16 protein-coding genes are annotated in these 17,301 nt (G+C 62.8%); 9 read left to right on the top strand and 7 right to left on the bottom strand.

The window, feature by feature from the left end; all coding sequences use genetic code 11:
* Nucleotides 1-71: 71 nt before the first annotated feature.
* The gene (locus BLT86_RS13375; protein ID WP_092377342.1) at nucleotides 72-1,511 is read left to right on the top strand and encodes a catalase; all 1,440 of its coding nucleotides are present in this window, start codon (nucleotides 72-74) and stop codon (nucleotides 1,509-1,511) included.
* 59 nt (nucleotides 1,512-1,570) lie between these two features.
* Here the strand turns inward: BLT86_RS13375 and rhlB are convergent, their stop codons facing one another.
* From rhlB to BLT86_RS13350, 5 genes are all read right to left on the bottom strand, one after another.
* Nucleotides 1,571-3,019 carry an ATP-dependent RNA helicase RhlB gene (rhlB, locus tag BLT86_RS13370; protein ID WP_059392940.1) on the bottom strand — a complete coding sequence of 483 codons (1,449 nt, stop codon included), beginning with the start codon at nucleotides 3,017-3,019 and terminating at the stop codon, nucleotides 1,571-1,573.
* A 110-nt stretch (nucleotides 3,020-3,129) separates the two neighbouring features.
* The gene (locus BLT86_RS13365) at nucleotides 3,130-4,293 is read right to left on the bottom strand and encodes a dipeptidase (protein ID WP_021488712.1); all 1,164 of its coding nucleotides are present in this window, start codon (nucleotides 4,291-4,293) and stop codon (nucleotides 3,130-3,132) included.
* A gap of 153 nt (nucleotides 4,294-4,446) precedes the next feature.
* A complete protein-coding gene (locus BLT86_RS13360; protein WP_092377339.1) occupies nucleotides 4,447-5,385 on the bottom strand; it encodes a GGDEF domain-containing protein in 939 nt (312 codons plus the stop codon).
* A 191-nt stretch (nucleotides 5,386-5,576) separates the two neighbouring features.
* Nucleotides 5,577-7,478 carry an acyl-CoA synthetase gene (locus tag BLT86_RS13355; RefSeq protein WP_092377336.1) on the bottom strand — a complete coding sequence of 634 codons (1,902 nt, stop codon included), beginning with the start codon at nucleotides 7,476-7,478 and terminating at the stop codon, nucleotides 5,577-5,579.
* Nucleotides 7,479-7,502: 24 nt separating this feature from the next.
* Nucleotides 7,503-8,162, bottom strand: coding sequence for an alpha/beta hydrolase (locus tag BLT86_RS13350; RefSeq protein WP_074861235.1), 660 nt, complete (start codon nucleotides 8,160-8,162; stop codon nucleotides 7,503-7,505).
* Nucleotides 8,163-8,640: 478 nt separating this feature from the next.
* Here BLT86_RS13350 and BLT86_RS13345 point away from each other — a divergent pair, with 478 nt between their 5' ends.
* From BLT86_RS13345 to BLT86_RS13330, 4 genes are all read left to right on the top strand, one after another.
* Nucleotides 8,641-9,669: an amino acid ABC transporter substrate-binding protein gene (locus tag BLT86_RS13345; RefSeq protein WP_017675245.1), complete on the top strand. Its 1,029-nt coding sequence runs from the start codon at nucleotides 8,641-8,643 to the stop codon at nucleotides 9,667-9,669.
* Nucleotides 9,670-9,766: 97 nt separating this feature from the next.
* Nucleotides 9,767-10,951, top strand: a complete 1,185-nt coding sequence (locus BLT86_RS13340) for an amino acid ABC transporter permease (RefSeq protein ID WP_026088410.1) — start codon at nucleotides 9,767-9,769, stop codon at nucleotides 10,949-10,951.
* A 9-nt stretch (nucleotides 10,952-10,960) separates the two neighbouring features.
* Complete coding sequence (locus BLT86_RS13335) at nucleotides 10,961-12,058, top strand: amino acid ABC transporter permease (protein WP_021488709.1); 1,098 nt, start codon at nucleotides 10,961-10,963, stop codon at nucleotides 12,056-12,058.
* Nucleotides 12,059-12,067: 9 nt separating this feature from the next.
* Nucleotides 12,068-12,829: an amino acid ABC transporter ATP-binding protein gene (locus tag BLT86_RS13330; protein WP_017675242.1), complete on the top strand. Its 762-nt coding sequence runs from the start codon at nucleotides 12,068-12,070 to the stop codon at nucleotides 12,827-12,829.
* Between the two features lie 363 nt (nucleotides 12,830-13,192).
* Here the strand turns inward: BLT86_RS13330 and BLT86_RS13325 are convergent, their stop codons facing one another.
* The gene (locus tag BLT86_RS13325) at nucleotides 13,193-14,134 is read right to left on the bottom strand and encodes a GlxA family transcriptional regulator (protein ID WP_092377333.1); all 942 of its coding nucleotides are present in this window, start codon (nucleotides 14,132-14,134) and stop codon (nucleotides 13,193-13,195) included.
* 199 nt (nucleotides 14,135-14,333) lie between these two features.
* Between BLT86_RS13325 and BLT86_RS13320 the strand changes: the two genes are divergently transcribed.
* The 4 genes from BLT86_RS13320 to BLT86_RS13305 all read left to right on the top strand — a co-directional run bounded on the left by BLT86_RS13320 (nucleotide 14,334) and on the right by BLT86_RS13305 (nucleotide 16,900).
* Nucleotides 14,334-14,804, top strand: a complete 471-nt coding sequence (locus BLT86_RS13320; RefSeq protein ID WP_045734823.1) for a nuclear transport factor 2 family protein — start codon at nucleotides 14,334-14,336, stop codon at nucleotides 14,802-14,804.
* A gap of 99 nt (nucleotides 14,805-14,903) precedes the next feature.
* Complete coding sequence (gene pcsA, locus BLT86_RS13315; RefSeq protein WP_092377329.1) at nucleotides 14,904-15,620, top strand: phosphatidylcholine synthase; 717 nt, start codon at nucleotides 14,904-14,906, stop codon at nucleotides 15,618-15,620.
* Entirely contained in the window at nucleotides 15,620-15,931 is a 312-nt protein-coding gene (locus tag BLT86_RS13310) for a GIY-YIG nuclease family protein (RefSeq protein WP_021488706.1), read from the top strand. Before pcsA ends, BLT86_RS13310 begins: the two co-directional genes overlap by 1 nt.
* 33 nt (nucleotides 15,932-15,964) lie before the next feature.
* Complete coding sequence (locus BLT86_RS13305; protein ID WP_092377326.1) at nucleotides 15,965-16,900, top strand: glutathione S-transferase family protein; 936 nt, start codon at nucleotides 15,965-15,967, stop codon at nucleotides 16,898-16,900.
* Nucleotides 16,901-16,918: 18 nt separating this feature from the next.
* Here BLT86_RS13305 and BLT86_RS13300 read toward each other — a convergent pair whose 3' ends face one another.
* A complete protein-coding gene (locus BLT86_RS13300; protein WP_092377323.1) occupies nucleotides 16,919-17,239 on the bottom strand; it encodes a glutaredoxin family protein in 321 nt (106 codons plus the stop codon).
* Between the last annotated feature and the right edge of the window lie 62 nt (nucleotides 17,240-17,301).

Here is a 17,301-nt window from a genome sequence, read left to right as displayed (position 1 = left end):
GGCTGCCATCGATTCCGCTGGCGGCTGGCGTTCGCCCGTCGTTCGGCATATTTGCTTGAGGAGTACCTGTCATGTCCAAACAGAAGCTGACCCATGCCACCGGTGCGCCAGTGGTGGACAACCTCAACATCCAGACCGCCGGGCCTCGAGGGCCGGCTCTGCTACAGGACATCTGGCTGATCGAGAAACTCGCCCATTTCGACCGCGAGGTGATTGCCGAGCGGCGCATGCATGCCAAGGGCGCAGGTGCCTATGGCACCTTCACCGTGACGGGCAACATCAGCCGTTTCAGCCGCGCCAGTCTGTTCGCCTCGGTAGGCAGGCAGACACCGGTGTTCGTGCGTTTTTCCACGGTGGCTGGGGAACGTGGCGCCGCCGATGCCGAGCGTGATATCCGTGGCTTCGCCGTGAAGTTCTATACCGATGAAGGCAACTGGGATCTGGTCGGCAACAACACCCCGGTGTTCTTCTTCCGCGACCCGATGCGTTTTCCCGACCTCAACCATGCGGTCAAGCGCGATCCGCGTAGCGGCCTGCGCAGTGCCAGCAACAACTGGGACTTCTGGAGTCTGCTACCCGAGGCGTTGCACCAGGTCACCATCACCATGAGTGAACGCGGTATACCGCGCAGTTACCGGCACATGCACGGATTTGGCAGTCATACCTTCAGCCTGGTCAATGCGGACAATCAGCGCTTCTGGGTCAAATTTCACCTGCGCTGCCAGCAGGGCATCGAAAACCTCAGCGACGCCGAGGCGGCCAGCGTGATCGGCGCCGACCGTGAAAGCCATCTGCGTGATCTCTACCAGAGCATCGAGCGGGGCGACTATCCGCGCTGGACGTTATGTATTCAGGTGATGACCGAGGAGCAGGCCAGTCGCCACCCGCACAACCCCTTCGATCTGACCAAGGTGTGGTCGCATGCCAATTACCCGCTGATCGAGGTGGGCGTGCTGGAGCTCAATCGCAACCCGGACAACCATTTCGCCGAGGTAGAGCAGGCAGCGTTCTCGCCTGCCAATGTCGTACCAGGCATTGGCTTTTCACCGGACAAGATGTTGCAGGCGCGTCTGTTCTCCTACGGCGATGCCCAGCGGTATCGGCTGGGTGTCAACTTCAACCTGATCCCGGTCAATGTGCCGCGCTGCCCGTACCACAGCTACCACCGGGACGGTCAGATGCGCACCGACGGCAATCAGGGCTCGACCATCGCCCATTACCCCAACAGTCAGGGCGAATGGGAGGATCAGCAGGAACTGCGCGAGCCGCCGTTGCCACTGGAGGGGAGCGCGACCAACTGGGATCACCGCGTCGACGATGACCACTTTCAGCAGCCGGGGGATCTGTTCCGCCTGATGAGCCCGGCGCAGCGGCAGGTGTTGTTCGAGAACACGGCCAGGGCGATGGGCGACGCATCCGCTGAGATCAAACGGCGCCATATCGGCCATTGCAGCAAGGCTGATCCCGCCTATGGTGCGGGGGTGGCCAGGGCGCTGGGTTTGGGTGATTGACGCTCAGGCATGAAAAAGGCGAAGCCTCGCGGCTTCGCCTTGGTTCGACCTGCGCTGGCTCAGTGCTTGCGCGGCACCGGCTTGAGCAGTTCGTCCGGCGGCATTTCGCACTGGATCTTGCGGCCGATCAGCGCCTCGATCGGCGGCAGGGCGAAGGCATCGTCTTCGCCGGCGAAGCTGATCGAGGTGCCGCTGGTGCCGGCGCGGCCGGTACGACCGATGCGGTGCACGTAGTCGTCCGGGTCTTCCGGCAGGGTGAAGTTGATCACGTGGCTGATGGCATCGACGTGGATGCCACGACCGGCGACGTCGGTGGCGACCATGACGCGGATCTTGCCTTCGCGGAAGCCTTCCAGGGCGCGGATACGCTTGTGCTGGGGAATGTCGCCGGACATCTGCACGGCGCTGATGCCGTCGCGAGTCAGGCGCTCTTCGATGCGCCGTACTTCGTCCTTGCGGTTGGCGAAGACCATGACCCGCGTCCAGTCGTTCTGGCTGATCAGGTTGTAGAGCAGTTTGTACTTGTCAGCCGAGGCTACGGCGTACACGTGCTGCTCGACGGTATCGCTGGCGACGTTCTCTGGCTCGATTTCAACGATGGCCGGGTTGACCGTCCATTGCTTGGCCAGGTTCATCACGTCTTCGGTGAAGGTGGCGGAGAACAGCAGGGTCTGGCGGTCACCTTTCATCGGCGTCTGGCGGATGATCTGGCGCACCTGCGGGATGAAGCCCATGTCGAGCATGCGGTCGGCTTCGTCGAGCACCATCACCTCGACCATGTCCAGGTGCACCTCGCCGCGCTGGTTGAAGTCCAGCAGGCGGCCCGGGGTGGCCACGAGGATGTCGCAGAAACGCGATTCCAGTTGCTTGAGCTGTTTGTCGAAGTCCATGCCGCCGACGAACTGCATGACATTCAGGCCGGTGTACTTGGTCAGCTCGGCGGCGTCCTTGGCGATCTGCACCACCAGTTCGCGGGTCGGCGCGATGATCAGCGCGCGTGGCTCGCCCATGTAGCGCTCTTTCGGCGGCGGGGTCTGCAGCAGCTGGGTGATGATCGAGATGAGGAACGCGGCGGTCTTGCCGGTGCCGGTCTGGGCGCGGCCAATGGCGTCCTGGCCCTTGAGGGTGTAGCCCAGTACCTCAGCCTGGATCGGCGTGCAGTAGGGGAAACCCAGATCATGAATGGCATGCATCAGCTCGGGGGCGAGCTTGAAGTCATGGAAACGGGTCTTACCTTCGGCCGGCTCGACCACGAAATCTTCCAGTTTCCAGTTGCTTACTGGCTTGGCTGGGCGCTCGCGGCGTGGCTTGTCGGCCTTGGGCGGGCGGGGCTGTTGCTGCGCCGGGCTATCGCCTGCGCTCTCGCTGGCAGTGCGGGCGGGCTTGTTCTGGCGGGGACGCTTGTGCTCTGCGTCACCGCTCTGGGCAGGCGCTGTTACGGGTGACGGCGCTGGTTGTGGCTGCTCGTCTTCGGCTTTGCCGAACATTTTCTTGAGTGCTTTGAGCACGGGCTTCTCATCGACTGGTTAAGGAGTGAACGCCCGCCAGTGTAATGCAAGACGCGGGCGTGGCGAAGTGCTTCGCTCGCGTCTGTCAAGAGGAGCGTGTGCCCAGCGCCTCATTTCTCCGGCAGGCTGGCCAGCAGCAGGCGCTGTACATTGCCGCCCATGATCGCGGCAATGGCGTCATTGTCGAAGCCGGCGGTTTGCAGCCCCTCGGTAATTTGTGCCAGGCCGGTGACGTCGAATGGTGTATGCACGGTGCCATTGAAGTCCGAGCCCAGGGCGACGTGCTCGACGCCGACCTTGTCCGCCGTATAACGAATAGCTTTGATGATGGCCGCGACCGAGGTGTCGCACACGGCGGTGCTCCAGTAGCCGATACCGATCACCCCGCCCGTGGCGGCGATGGCCTGCAGGTGCTTGTCGCTGAGGTTGCGCGTGCCGGGGCAGGTGCCCTCGACCCCGGTGTGCGAGACCAGCACCGGGCGCGTGGCCATGGCCAGCACATCGTCGATCAGCGGGCGCGAGGCATGAGCCAGGTCCACCAGCATGGCTTTTTCTTCCAGGCGTGCGATCACCTGGCGCCCCAGCGGCGTCAGCCCGCCTTTTGCCAGGCCGTGGGCCGAGCCGCCCACTTCGTTATCGAAGAAGTGGGTCAGGCCGGCGATACGAAAGCCCGCATCAAACAGCGTATCTACATTCTCCAGCTGGTTCTCGATGGGCTGCAGGCCCTCGGTGGCGAGCAGGCCTGCCACACGCTGCGGGTCTTTGTCCCAGGCCTCGATGAAACGGGCCAGGTCCGCGCGGCTGCGGATCAGCACCAGGCGACCTTCGCTGGCGTGCGCCGCATCCTGCAGCTTCTGCGCCTGGTACAGGGCGCGCTGCAGCAGGCTGTTCCAGGTTTCCCGCGGCCAGCGCTGGGCCATGGCCAGCAGTGTGATGTTGTCACTGTCGGCGGCGTTGCTCTCCATGTTCAGCCCGCGTGGCGTCTTGGTCACGGTGGAGAACACCTGCAGGCCGAGGCGCCCTTCGAGCATGCGTGGCAGGTCTGAGTGACCGTAGTCGTAGCGTTTGAGCAGGTCGCGCTCCCAGAGCAGGGCGTCGTCGTGCAGGTCGGCGACGAACAGCCCCTGGTGCAGCTTCTGTGCGCTGGCGCTGGCCGGATAAGGGGGCGGGCTGGCCACGCTGTTCATCTGCGCGTCGATGACTCGGGGCAGGCCCAGTACGGCGAGGGCAGAGAGGGGAACCAGCAGGAGCAGGGCGATCAGCAGTTTTCGCATAAAGGGTGGCCATCCAGGCTTGTCGTTATGCTCGGCACTGTAGCAAGGGAAGGGGCGGCGGTGCGCGGCAGCTCTGTGGGAGGCGCTTCAGCGGCGATTCGGTCGCGGCTAAAGCCCCTCCCACAATGCCTAGCGCACCAATGTCGCAAATTATCAGCCGCAGAGGCAGTTACGCCCCTGTTGCTTGGCCTGGTATAGCGCCGCATCGGCCCGCGCGATCAGGCTTTGCAGGCTGTCCTGGTGCTGCATCTGCGCCAGGCCGATGGAGATGGTGACGCCGGGCAGCACGCCAACCGGCGAATAGAAGGAGGCGATCTGCTCCAGGCCGATACGCAGGCGCTCACCGATACCGCGTGCAGCCTCATCGGCGATCTCCGGCAGGAGAATGACGAACTCCTCGCCACCGAAACGTATCAGGCTGTCCTTCGGCCTCAGCTGGCTGCTCAGGGTATGCGCCACCAGGCACAGGGCGTAATCGCCGGCCAGGTGGCCGTGCTGGTCGTTGTAGGCCTTGAAGTGGTCGACATCGAGCATCAGCAATGACATGGGTTCGTCGTTGAAGGCACAGCGGGTGCTCTCACGCTCGAACACGTGTTCCAGCCAGCGCCGGTTGAAGCAGCCGGTGAGGGTATCGACGTTGGCGTTCTGCTCACTGTCGAGAATCTGCCGGTTGCCTTGGCGCACGCGATCGCAGAGCAGCTCCAGCAGGTTCTGCATCATCTGTGGGGATTGTTGGAACAACGCCACCAGTGACTCTCGGTGCAGGCGCAGGACGATGGAGGGGCGCTCGGCCACGACGTAGGCGGAGGGATGTTCGTTGTCGATGAAGCTGATTTCACCGGCGCAGTCGCCGACTTCGAGGGTGCTGACGGCCTGGTTGTCCAGTGATCCTAGGTAGACGCGCAGTTGGCCCTCGATCAGGAGATAGAGGTGCTGGTTGCGATTGAAGGGGGAGAGCAGTACTTCGCCGGCTTCCAGCTCGCAGGCACGAAATTCCCGCAGCAACTGGTCGAGGCTGCTGGTGGCGACATTATGAAATAGTCGCAACTGTTGAATTTGCTGCAGGTCTGCCTGCCAGTGCGCCGGTTTCATTGCGATCTCGTCGGGCCTGGCCGGGCGAATAGGCCTGAGGGCACCACCAACGCTCCCTGTCGTGTCTACGAATAGAGTTCGACAGTATTCCCGAGCTTCAGGCGTGGCAATGCTTGCCTGAAGCTCGGCCGACCAGTGGTTGCGCGAAAGTGCAAAGCTGTTAACTGGCGCGCGTCCTGGCGCGCTCTGGATCACGCTGCGAAGTGAATGCGATGGCCCACCGCGTAGCCGGACAGCCGTTCGCCAATGCTGGCAGCCAAGGCCTGATCCTGATTCGGCAGGTGGATGTGGGCCAATTGACCAGCCCTGTCATCGCTCAGCACTTCAACCCGAACAGCCGGGTGCAACTCATCGATAGCCGCTTGGTAAACCCGGGCGATGGCATCGAAGCGCAGCGCTGGTTTGAAGGTCTTGCCCACCGCCGTGAGCGGAATGGCATCGATGATCCAGGCATCCTTGGGCACCGCGGCGCGTTCGGGAATATGTGCGGCGGCATGTTCCAGCAGCTCGGTTTCACTGGTCTGCGCGCCCGGCTTGAGCTGCACGTAGACCACCGGCAATTCGCCGGCCTTCTCGTCTGGCTTGCCCACGGCAGCGGCCATGGCCACGGCGGGGTGTTTGTGCAGGGCTTCCTCGATCATCTGCGGGTCGATGTTGTGACCGCCGCGGATGATCAGATCCTTGCTGCGCCCGGTCAGCCAGATATAGCCGTCAGCATCGACGCGACCGAGGTCGCCGGTATTGAACCAGTCGCCATCGACCCAGATGCCGGCGTTCTTGCTCGCCTGCAGATAGCCCCTGAATACCGTGGCACCGCGGATGCACAGGTTGCCGATCTCATCCTGCTCTGCATCCCGGAGATAGCGTCCCTGCTCGTCGAGTACCTTGATGCGCACTTCGCAGTACGGCATGGGCAGGCCGATCGAGCCGGGGCGGCGCTCGCCGGCTGGAGGGTTGGCGCAGCTGCCGCAGGTGCCCTCGGTCAGACCATAGCCTTCGAGCAGGGTCAGGCCGGTCTTGGCCTCGAACTGGCGTATCAGTTCCACCGGCATGGGCGCGGCGCCGCACAGGGCGTATTTCAGCGAGGACAGGTCATGGCCTTCGCTGGGAATCTGCAGGAGGCCGGCATAAATGGTGGGCACACCGCTGAAGAAGCTGACCTTGTGGCGTTCGATGACCTTCCAGAAATTGCCAATCAAGGTGGTGTTGCGATAGCCCTGCGGCGTGGCCAGCAGCACTTCGGCACCGCCGATGAAAGCCGTCAGTCCGGTGACGATGACGCCGTTGACGTGAAACAGCGGCAGGCCGCAGAGCGTCACGTCGCCGACGCCGAAGCGAGTGACCAGGTTCATGCTGTAGGCCATCGCCACTTCGTTGCCGTGGCTGTGCGGCGCCAGTTTTGGCGTGCCGGTGGTGCCACCGGTGTGGAAGTAGCTGGCGATGTCGTCGGCGGTGATCACGCGACCGCTTTCCAGGTGGTCGGCGGGGCAGGCGGCGATGGTTTCATCGAAATCCAGCACGCCCTCCGGCAGCAGGCCGCGCTGGGCCTTGAGCGCGCTGCGTTGTGGTTCGGGCAGCAGGTTGGCCATGTCCACGCAGAGAATCGCTTTCAGCTCCGGCAACTGATCGCGCAGGGCATCGACTTTGTCCCACAGCTCGGTGCCTGGGAAGGGCGCCAGGGTCACCAGCAGCTCGGAGTTGGACGCGTGGATCAGCTCGGCGATATGTTCGGCGTCGAGCAGCGGGTTGATCGCATTGACGATGCCGGCGGCCTCGCCACCCCAGATGGTGTAGTGGGTCTGCGGCAGGTTGGGCAGCAGGAAGGACACCGCCTTGCCGGGACGCAGGCCCAGGCGGTGGAAGGCGTTGGCGGTCTGGGTGATCTTGCCGAGCAGCTCGGCATAATTCAGGCGCAGCGGGGTTTCCTCTCCCGTGCCCTGGAGAATGAACGACAGCGCAGCTGCCTCGGGGCTGGCCTGCGCCGTGCGGCGAATCAGCTCGAAGGTGCTGCTGGGCAGGTCGCGCTCGCTCAGCGGGGTGCTCTCGATCTGTTCGATATCCTGCAGGGTGCGAATGAGGGGCGCTGTGCTCATTTATCGTGCATCTCTTCGGTTCGGTCAGTCTGTCAGCAATTGGCTCAACCATTCGGCGATATCGCGAATCTCTTCCGGTAGCACTTCGTGGGCCATCGGATAGTCGCGCCATTGCACCGGCACCCCGCAGGCGTGCAGGCGGTCATACGCGGCGCGTCCCATGTCGGGTGTCACCACGTCGTCGAATCTGCCATGCAAACAAAGCACCGGCAGTTGTCTTTTTGTATCCGCCAGCTGCATGTCGTCACTGAAGGTCGGTGCGTAGGTCGAGAGTGCCAGCACCCCGCCGAGGGTCTCCGGATAACGCAGGAAGGCGGTGTGCAGTACCACCGCGCCACCCTGGGAGAAGCCCGCCAGGACGATGCGTTCAGCGGCGATGGCGCTTTCGCGCTCGGCCTCGATCAGGGCGATCACCTGGTCGGCGGACTCGTCCAGCTGGGCCTGGTCGATGGCGCGCGCCGGGCTCATGGCAAGGATGTCGTACCAGCTCGGCATGCTCCAGCCGCCGTTGATGGTCACCGGGCGGGTTGGCGCCTGCGGCAGGATGAAGCGTGTGCTGGGCAGGCGCTCCTGCAGCAACTCGGCGACCGGCAGGAAATCGTAGCGGTCAGCCCCCAGCCCATGCAGCCAGATCACGCTGGCATCGGCGGATTGTGGGGGCTGCAAAATCATGGGTGCGGTCATTGGTAGCTCCAGTGTGGTGCGGGCGCATCGAATTGGGGCGTGCCCCTGTTCAAGGCTTGGCTAATCTGTGAATAAGTTGTCGCACGGGTGAATCTTTTGCTCTTGCCCCCCTGCACATACGGCAATTCGCCATGTGCTGGTACGGGGCTTGCTATGGCTCATCCGGACTGACGACGCGGTGCGCTAACGGTAACACTGTGCCATTGCGCATTGCTCAACAGGCAGGAATCTGCTGTGTGGGGTTCCTAACTAGACCGTCGGGGTGATGAAACGCCCAGGCGGATGACGATCCGTCTCAGGCCCGTTCAACCAATGGGCTGGGTAGGAGCAGTTGGCCAGCAGAGGGAAATGCCGACTAGGCTCCTGCCTGACGTTCGAACTTCTCGTCGATACCGTTGCTGCCGGCGGGTCGCGGCCTCAAAAGGGTGAGGAAGGCGGACGGAGACTCCAACACAACAAGAGCAACTGGAGGTTTTTGATGAAGATGGTGAAATCCACCCTGGCTGTGCTGACCACCGCAGCTGTGCTCGGTGTCAGTGGCTTTGCTCAGGCAGGCGCCACTCTGGATGCAGTGCAGAAGAAAGGCTTCGTGCAGTGCGGTATCAGCGACGGTCTGCCTGGCTTCTCCTACGCCGATGAAAAAGGCAACTACCTGGGTCTCGACGTTGACGTCTGCCGCGCTGTTGCAGCCGCGGTTTTCGGCGACGCGACCAAGGTCAAGTACAGCCCGCTGACCGCCAAGGAGCGCTTCACTGCGCTGCAGTCCGGCGAAGTCGACATCCTGTCGCGTAACACCACCTGGACCAGCTCGCGCGACGCCGCACTGGGTCTGAACTTCACTGGCACCAACTACTACGACGGCCAGGGCTTTTTGGTGAACAAGAAGCTGGGCGTTTCCAGCGCCAAGGAACTGGACGGGGCTACCGTCTGCATCCAGGCCGGTACCACCACCGAGCTGAACCTCTCCGACTACTTCCGTGCCAACGGCATGAAGTACACCCCCATCACCTACGATACCTCCGACGAGAGCGCCAAGTCGGTCGAAGCCGGCCGTTGCGACGTGCTGACCTCCGACCAGTCGCAGCTGTACGCACAGCGCATCAAGCTGGCCAACCCGGACGACTATGTCGTACTGCCGGAAGTCATCTCCAAGGAGCCTCTGGGCCCGGTCGTGCGCCAGGGTGACGAAGAGTGGTTCGACATCGTGCGCTGGACCCTGTTCGCCATGGTCAACGCCGAAGAGCTGGGTGTGACCTCGGCCAACGTCGAAGCCACTGCCAAAGACACCAAGAACCCGGACGTAGCACGTCTGCTGGGTACTGAAGGTGAGTTCGGCAAAGACCTCAAGCTGCCGAAAGACTGGGCAGTACAGATCGTCAAGCAAGTCGGTAACTACGGTGAGTCCTTCGACCGTAACGTCGGTGCCGGCAGCGAGCTGAAGATCGAGCGTGGTCTCAACGCCCTGTGGAACAAGGGTGGTCTGCAGTACGCACCGCCGGTGCGTTGACCGTCCACAGCGGCAGGCCTGAGGCCTGCCGCTGTCGTTTCCGATTAAGTGAACTCCGGCCGGCTTGCGTGCGGCCGGGGCTTCCGTGAGGGTTGTCATGCACACGACTGCTAATGCCCCGCGCCCGCGAGGATCGCTTCTGAACGATCCGCAGGTGCGTGCTTGGGCTTTCCAGATCATTGCCGTTATCGCCGTTGTGGCGCTCGGCTGGTTTCTCTTCCAGAACACCCAGGCTAACCTGGAGAAGCGCGGGATCATTTCCGGCTTCGCTTTTCTCAATAACAGCGCCGGTTTCGGTATCGCCCAGCACCTGATCGAGTACACGGAAAGCGACAGCTACGCCCGTGTGTTTCTGGTCGGCTTGCTCAATACCCTGCTGGTGTCTTTTATCGGTATCGTGCTGGCCTCCATCCTTGGTTTCCTGCTGGGTGTGGCGCGGCTATCGCCCAACTGGCTGATCAGCAAGTTGGCCACCGTTTACATCGAGATTTTCCGCAACATTCCGCCGTTGCTGCAGATCCTCTTCTGGTATTTCGCGGTATTTCTTGCCCTGCCTGGTCCTCGGCAGAGCCTGGATGTGGGTGAAATCTTCTTCCTCAACAGTCGCGGTCTGTACATGCCGGCGCCTGGCCCTTCGGAGAGTTTTGGCCTGTTCGCGGTGGTAGTACTGGCGACCATCGTCGGCATCATCGCCCTGGGACGCTGGGCCAAGAAGCGCCGCGAGGCCACTGGTCAGATCTTCCCGCTGTTGTGGACCTCGCTGGCGCTGATCGTCGTCATCCCTGGCCTCACCGTGCTGATCGGCGGTAACCCGCTGGTGTGGAGCGTGCCGGAGTTGACTGGTTTCAACTTCCGTGGCGGCTGGGTGATGATCCCCGAGCTGATGGCGTTGACCCTGGCGCTGACCATCTACACCGCGGCTTTCATCGCCGAGAACGTTCGCTCCGGGATCATGGCGGTCAGCCATGGTCAGACCGAAGCGGCGCGCTCGCTTGGGTTGCGTCCGGGCGTCACCCTGCGTCTGGTGATCATCCCGCAGGCACTGCGCGTGATCATTCCGCCACTGACCAGTCAGTACCTCAACCTGGCGAAGAACTCGTCCCTGGCCGCCGGTATCGGTTACCCGGACATGGTTTCGCTGTTCGCCGGCACCGTGCTCAACCAGACCGGCCAGGCCATCGAGGTGATCGCCATCACCATGAGCGTGTATCTGGCCATCAGCATCAGCATTTCCCTGCTGATGAACTGGTACAACAAGCGCATCGCGCTGACTGAGCGGTAAGGAGCAGCCATGCAGACTCACACATTCAAACCGGACCTGCCGCCGCCACGCCTGAGCGTCGGTGCAGTGGGCTGGCTCAAGGCCAACCTGTTTTCCAACTGGTTCAACAGCCTGTTGACCATCTTCGCGCTTTATCTGATCTGGCTGGTGGTACCACCGCTGCTGCAGTGGGCGATCATCGATGCCAACTGGGTGGGCAGCACCCGTGCCGACTGCACCAAGGAAGGCGCGTGCTGGGTGTTCATCCAACAGCGTTTCGGTCAGTTCATGTACGGCTTCTACCCCAGTGAACTGCGCTGGCGCGTGGACGCCACGCTGTGGCTGGCAATCGTCGGCGCGGCGCCGCTGTTCGTGCCGCAGATGCCGCGCAAGGCGTTCTACGGCCTGGGCTTCCTGGTGATCTATCCGGTGATCGCCTGGTGCCTGCTGCACGGCGGGGTATTCGGCCTGAGCGTGGTATCCACCAGCCAGTGGGGCGGCCTGATGCTGACCCTGGTGATCGCCTCCGTGGGCATCACCGGTGCCTTGCCGCTGGGTATCCTGCTGGCACTGGGGCGACGTTCCAACCTGCCGGCGATCAAGGTCATCTGCGTCACCTTCATCGAGTTCTGGCGCGGTGTGCCGTTGATCACCGTGCTGTTCATGTCCTCGGTGATGCTGCCGTTGTTCCTGCCCGAAGGCATGCATTTCGACAAGCTGATGCGTGCGCTGATCGGGGTGATCCTGTTCCAGTCTGCCTATATCGCCGAAGTGGTGCGCGGTGGTCTGCAGGCCATTCCCAAAGGGCAGTACGAGGCGGCCGCGGCCATGGGCCTGGGCTACTGGCGGATGATGGGCCTGGTGATCCTGCCGCAGGCGCTGAAGCTGGTGATTCCGGGCATCGTCAACGTCTTCATCGCCCTGTTCAAGGACACCAGTCTGGTGATCATCATCGGCCTGTTCGATCTGCTCAACAGCATCAAGCAGGCGACCACCGACCCGGCATGGCTGGGTATGGCTACCGAAGGTTATGTGTTCGCCGCGTTGGTCTTCTGGATTTTCTGTTTCGGCATGTCCCGCTATTCGCTGCATCTCGAGCGGAAGCTGGATACCGGCCACAAGCGTTAGGAGTGAGTCATGAGTGAAGCAATCAAACAACCCAGCGCCGAGCCGATGATCCTGCTGCAGGGTGTGAACAAGTGGTACGGCCAGTTCCATGTGCTCAAGGACATCAACCTGAGCGTGCAGCAGGGCGAGCGCATCGTGCTCTGCGGGCCGTCCGGTTCGGGCAAGTCCACCACCATTCGTTGCATCAACCGCCTGGAAGAACACCAGCAGGGGCGCATCGTGGTCGATGGCACCGAATTGACCAGCGACCTCAAGCACATCGAAGCGATTCGCCGTGAAGTGGGTATGGTGTTCCAGCACTTCAACCTGTTCCCGCACCTGACCGTGCTGCAGAACTGCACACTGGCGCCGATGTGGGTACGCAAGATGCCCAAGCGTCAGGCCGAGGAAATTGCCATGCATTTTCTCGAGCGCGTGCGTATCCCCGAGCAGGCCAACAAGTTTCCGGGCCAGCTCTCCGGCGGTCAGCAGCAGCGTGTGGCGATTGCCCGCGCGCTGTGCATGAAGCCGAAGATCATGCTGTTCGACGAGCCGACCTCGGCCCTCGACCCGGAGATGGTGAAAGAGGTGCTCGACACCATGATCGGTCTGGCTGAAGACGGCATGACCATGCTCTGCGTGACCCACGAGATGGGTTTTGCCCGTACCGTGGCCAACCGCGTGATCTTCATGGACAAGGGCGAGATCGTCGAGGAGGCCGAGCCGAATGCCTTCTTCACCAACCCGCAGAACGAGCGCACCAAGCTGTTCCTCAGTCAGATCCTGCACTGAGCCGGCATTGCGCCATGGATCAGGGAGCCTTCGGGCTCCCTTTTTCGTTGCCGGTGCCGCTCCCTCTGGCGGCTATGCCACCAATCTGTAGGAGCGGGCCCCGCCGCGAACCGAGGTGGCGCTGATAGGAAAAGCTTCGCCCCGGGGCGGGGCTCCTACGAAAAGCCGTTTTGATTGGCATCAGCCATCGGACTTCCTTGGTTTGTTGCTGAGGCCACTCGATCAGGCGACCATGCCAACAATTTGTAGGAGCGGCGCCCCGCCGCGAACCGGGGCGGCGCTGATAGGAAAAGCTTCGCCCCGGGGCGGGGCTCCTACGAAAATCCGTTTTGATTGGCATTAGCCATCGGACACCTTGGGCGCCTAGTGGCGCCGCATGCGTTTGCGGAAGGCGCCCGGCGTTTCTCCGCATAACTGCTTGAAGCGCTTGGCGAAGGTGGCGCGGTCGGCGAACCCGACCTGACTGGCGACCTGCTCCAGCGACTGCGCCGAATCGGTCAGTGCCTGCTGCGCCAGACTGATACGCAGGCGCTGCAGGTAATCGCCAGGGGTCAGCCCGGTGGCCTGTTTGAAACGGCGTAGCAGGGTACGCGCCGAGCAATGGGCTTGTTGTGCCAGACGGTTGAGATCGATTGTCTCGGCGTGATGCTCGCGTAGCCAGGCCAGCAGCGGGGCAAGGGACTTGTCCTCGCTGCTGGGCAACAGCGGGGCGAAACGGGTCTGCGTACCGCGCTGACGCTCGATCACCATGGCGCTGGCCACCTGTTGCGCCAGCCATTCGCCGGCATGCAGGGCAATCAGGTGCAGGCACAGGTCGAGCCCGGCCTGAGCACCACCGGAGCAGAACAGCGGGCCGTCCTCGGTCAGCAGCAGGTCACTGCGCAGGTTCACTCGGGGGAATAGGCGGGAAAACGAATCGGCCAATGCCCAGTGGGTGGTCGCCTGGCGCCCATCGAGCAGGCCGGCAGCGGCCAGCAGGAAGGCGCTGCTGCACAGACTAGCAACCTGTTGCTGATCACGTTGGGCCAGCCAGGGCAGCAGCTTGGCGTTGCTCTCCAGCGTGCGGGTGATGGCGCTACCGGTGGCGGGAACGATCAGCAGGTTGGCCTGCTCGGCCAGCTCAAGGCCGCCATCGACCTGAACCTGCGCGAACTCCAACTGCACGGGTTGGCCATCAAGGCTGAAACGCTGCAACTGAAAACGGGGCGCGCCGACCAGGCGATTGGCCAGGCTGAAGGCATCCTGCGCCATGCTCAGGCTGGAGCAGATGGTTTGCGGGCAGACGTACAAGGCGATGCGCAGCATGACAGTGACCTGAATTGGATTGGCGATTATTGACACAAAGTTGTCTTTATAGCCAATCGCCACGTCCTCGCCGGACGAACAGACTGGGGTGAACCATCCTTGCGAACGTGTAGGGTGCGCTGTGCGCACCAGTGAGCGACGCCGTGACAGCGGTGCGCGCGGCGCACCCTACGTAATGAAAAGCCTGTAGGAGCGACTCATGAGCCACCCCAATGCCGATCTGATCCAGCGTTTTTACAGCGCCTTCCAGAAACTCGATGCCGAGACCATGGCCGGTTGTTACGCCGAGGACGTGCGTTTCTCCGATCCGGTCTTCGTCGACCTGCACGGCGCGGAGGCGGGCGATATGTGGCGCATGCTGTGCAGCCGCGCCGAAGACTTCTCGCTGACCTTCGACTCGGTGCACGCTGACGATCATGCCGGCAGCGCGCGCTGGGTCGCCAGCTACCGTTTCAGTGCCACCGGTCGTCAGGTGGTCAACCATATTCAGGCGCGCTTCGTGTTTCGCGACGGGCTCATCGTCGAGCATCGCGATCACTTCGATCTATGGCGCTGGGCACGTCAGGCGCTAGGTGGCAAAGGGCTTCTGCTGGGGTGGGCGCCACCGGTTCAGGCTGCCATTCGTCGACAGGCGGCACGCGGGCTGGCCCAGTTTCGTGGCACGCGCTGAGGCGGGCGAAGGAACGCAGTGGTAGGCTAGCCGGTCTTAGCCTTCAATAAAGAGTGCGCACACCGGGTGCCGCACCTCCACTGCCAATCGAGACCTGCCGTGACCGAATTGATCGTTGCCGTAAAACAGGCCAAAGCCTGGGGGGTCCATGCTGTTACCGCCAGTGGCGTGATCCTCGCCCTGCTGGCATTGCTGGCCGTACTCGACGGCCAACCCACGCAATGCCTGTTGTGGCTCGGCCTGGCGCTGCTGGTCGACGGTCTGGACGGCTCGCTGGCGCGCCGCTATGACGTCAAGGGTGTACTGCCGCATTTCGACGGCTCGACCCTCGACTTGGTGATCGATTACCTGACCTACGTATTCATCCCCGCCATCTTTCTTTACCGCTTCATCCCACTGCCGGATTACACGCCGCTGTTCGCCGTGGGCCTGATTCTGCTGTCTTCGCTGTTCTGCTTCTGCAACCTGAACATGAAGAGCAAGGACAACTACTTCGTCGGCTTCCCGGCGGCGTGGAACGTGGTCGTGTTGTATTTCTACATCCTCGACGTGCACCCCTGGATCACCCTGGCCATTATCGTCCTGCTGGCCGGCTTGACCCTGACCAAGATGAAGTTCCTGCACCCGTTCCGCGTGCGTCAGTTCATGCCGCTGAACATCCTGGTGACCTTCGTCTGGATGCTCTCCAGCGCGCTGTTGATCCTGCAGTACCCGGTCAATCAGTTCTGGCTGCTGGCGCTCTGGTGGTTGGCTTCGGCCTACTTCGTCGGCATGTGCCTGTGGCGCTCGGCGCGTGAGTGGTTTCCCGCGCGCTGATGAATGCAGCAGTCGAAAAGGCCTGGTTCGTCTATCTGGTGCGCGCCGCCAATGGTGCGCTGTATTGCGGCATCAGCGATGACCCGCAGCGGCGTTTCGCCCAGCACCAGAGCGGCAAGGGTGCCCGATTCTTCCATACCAGCCCGGCGCTGGCGCTGGCCTACGTCGAAGCCTGTGCCGGCAAGGGTGATGCGTTGCGCCGTGAACGGGCGATCAAGCGCCTGAGCAAAAGCGCCAAAGAAGCGCTCATTCTGGCCGTTGATGGCGTTTCATCAGCCTCAGGCGGTTGCGTGCAGGTGTCGCGCGGGTAAGCTGAGGACTTTTGAGCCGACGCGGAGCGCGCCATGCATGAGTTGATCCTTCATCACTACCCGACCTCGCCGTTTGCCGAGAAGGCCCGCCTGATGCTGGGCTTCAAGCAACTGTCCTGGCGTTCGGTGATGATCCCGCCACTGATGCCCAAGCCCGATCTCACCGCGCTGACCGGCGGCTACCGCAAGACGCCGGTGCTGCAGGTTGGCGCCGACATCTACTGCGATACCGCGCTGATCGCTCGCCGCCTGGAAGCCGAGAAGGCAACCCCGGCGCTGCTGCCCGAAGGTCAGGAGTTCAATGTCAGCCTGCTGGCGCAGTGGGCTGACTCGGTCTTGTTCCAGCATGCCGTGGCGCTGGTGTTCCAACCCGAGTCGATGGCGCTGCGCTTCGCCAAGGTGCCGCCGGAGTTCGCCAAGGCTTTCGCCGCCGACCGTGGCGCGCTGTTTTCCGGTGGTACGGCGACTCGGCTGCCACTGGAGCAGGCCAAGCACAATTGGCCGGCACTGATGGGCGCATTGCAGCGCCAGTTGCAGCGCGAGCAGGGCGATTTCCTCTTCGGTGAACCATCGCTCGCCGATTTTTCCGTGGCTCATTGTTTGTGGTTCCTGCGCGGCACGCCGGTTACCTCGCCGCTGGTCGACGATTACCCGGAAGTCGCCGCCTGGCTTGGCCGTGTGCTCGGCTTCGGCCATGGCTCGTTGAGCGAGATGAGCAGCGAACAGGCGATCGCGGTGGCGCGTGAAGCGACTCCGGCAGCGCTGCCGAACGAGGATTTCGTCGACCCCAATGGTTTCAAAGCTGGCCAGGCGGTGAGCATCGCTGCGGTGGACTATGGTGTCGACCCGGTGCAGGGCGAGTTGCTGCATGCCGGGCGCGACGAGCTGATTCTGCGTCGTGATGACGAGCGCGCCGGCATCGTGCACGTGCACTTCCCGCGTATGGGGTTCCGTATCGAGGCGCGTTGAGGCGTCTCGCGCCGTCTGTCAGTAGGCGGCGCGGATGGCGCGCACGTCGTAACCGTGAATGACCTGCCCGCGCAGGTCGATCACCGGCACGCCGCGGCCGCCGAGTGCCTGGTAACGGGCACGGCCGGCGGCATCGGTCTCGATATTCACTTCGCGATAGGCGATGCCATCCTCGGCGAACAGCTCGCGCGTCTTGGCGCAGTAGCCGCACCATTGCGTGGCGTAGAGCACGATCTCGCCGCTGCCATTGCCGGCCTGCGGTGGGTTGAGCCAGCGGTCGATCTTGTCCCAGTTCTGCCACAGGGCCAGGGCGGCGAGCAGCAGCACAATCGTCTTCATGGTTTCGCATCCTTGTGTGATTGCACGGTCCTGCCAGCCTAAACCGAGCCAGGCCATGCCGC

The sequence above is a fragment of the Pseudomonas sihuiensis genome (assembly GCF_900106015.1).
Taxonomy (GTDB): Bacteria; Pseudomonadota; Gammaproteobacteria; order Pseudomonadales; family Pseudomonadaceae; genus Aquipseudomonas; species Aquipseudomonas sihuiensis.
The sequence above is the reverse complement of the archived record's forward strand: the minus strand, read 5'-3'. Positions and strand labels throughout refer to the sequence as shown.

What these genes read in the sequence shown, in the direction of transcription:
- BLT86_RS13305 (WP_092377326.1), top strand. Translation starts at nt 15,965, where the DNA reads ATGCATGAGTTGATCCTTCATCACTACCCGACCTCGCCGTTTGCCGAG.
- BLT86_RS13355 (WP_092377336.1), bottom strand. Translation starts at nt 7,478, where the DNA reads ATGAGCACAGCGCCCCTCATTCGCACCCTGCAGGATATCGAACAGATC.
- BLT86_RS13330 (WP_017675242.1), top strand. Translation starts at nt 12,068, where the DNA reads ATGAGTGAAGCAATCAAACAACCCAGCGCCGAGCCGATGATCCTGCTG.
- BLT86_RS13335 (WP_021488709.1), top strand. Translation starts at nt 10,961, where the DNA reads ATGCAGACTCACACATTCAAACCGGACCTGCCGCCGCCACGCCTGAGC.
- BLT86_RS13325 (WP_092377333.1), bottom strand. Translation starts at nt 14,134, where the DNA reads ATGCTGCGCATCGCCTTGTACGTCTGCCCGCAAACCATCTGCTCCAGC.
- BLT86_RS13340 (WP_026088410.1), top strand. Translation starts at nt 9,767, where the DNA reads ATGCACACGACTGCTAATGCCCCGCGCCCGCGAGGATCGCTTCTGAAC.
- BLT86_RS13300 (WP_092377323.1), bottom strand. Translation starts at nt 17,239, where the DNA reads ATGAAGACGATTGTGCTGCTGCTCGCCGCCCTGGCCCTGTGGCAGAAC.
- BLT86_RS13365 (WP_021488712.1), bottom strand. Translation starts at nt 4,293, where the DNA reads ATGCGAAAACTGCTGATCGCCCTGCTCCTGCTGGTTCCCCTCTCTGCC.
- BLT86_RS13345 (WP_017675245.1), top strand. Translation starts at nt 8,641, where the DNA reads ATGAAGATGGTGAAATCCACCCTGGCTGTGCTGACCACCGCAGCTGTG.
- BLT86_RS13350 (WP_074861235.1), bottom strand. Translation starts at nt 8,162, where the DNA reads ATGACCGCACCCATGATTTTGCAGCCCCCACAATCCGCCGATGCCAGC.
- BLT86_RS13360 (WP_092377339.1), bottom strand. Translation starts at nt 5,385, where the DNA reads ATGAAACCGGCGCACTGGCAGGCAGACCTGCAGCAAATTCAACAGTTG.
- BLT86_RS13310 (WP_021488706.1), top strand. Translation starts at nt 15,620, where the DNA reads ATGAATGCAGCAGTCGAAAAGGCCTGGTTCGTCTATCTGGTGCGCGCC.
- BLT86_RS13320 (WP_045734823.1), top strand. Translation starts at nt 14,334, where the DNA reads ATGAGCCACCCCAATGCCGATCTGATCCAGCGTTTTTACAGCGCCTTC.
- BLT86_RS13375 (WP_092377342.1), top strand. Translation starts at nt 72, where the DNA reads ATGTCCAAACAGAAGCTGACCCATGCCACCGGTGCGCCAGTGGTGGAC.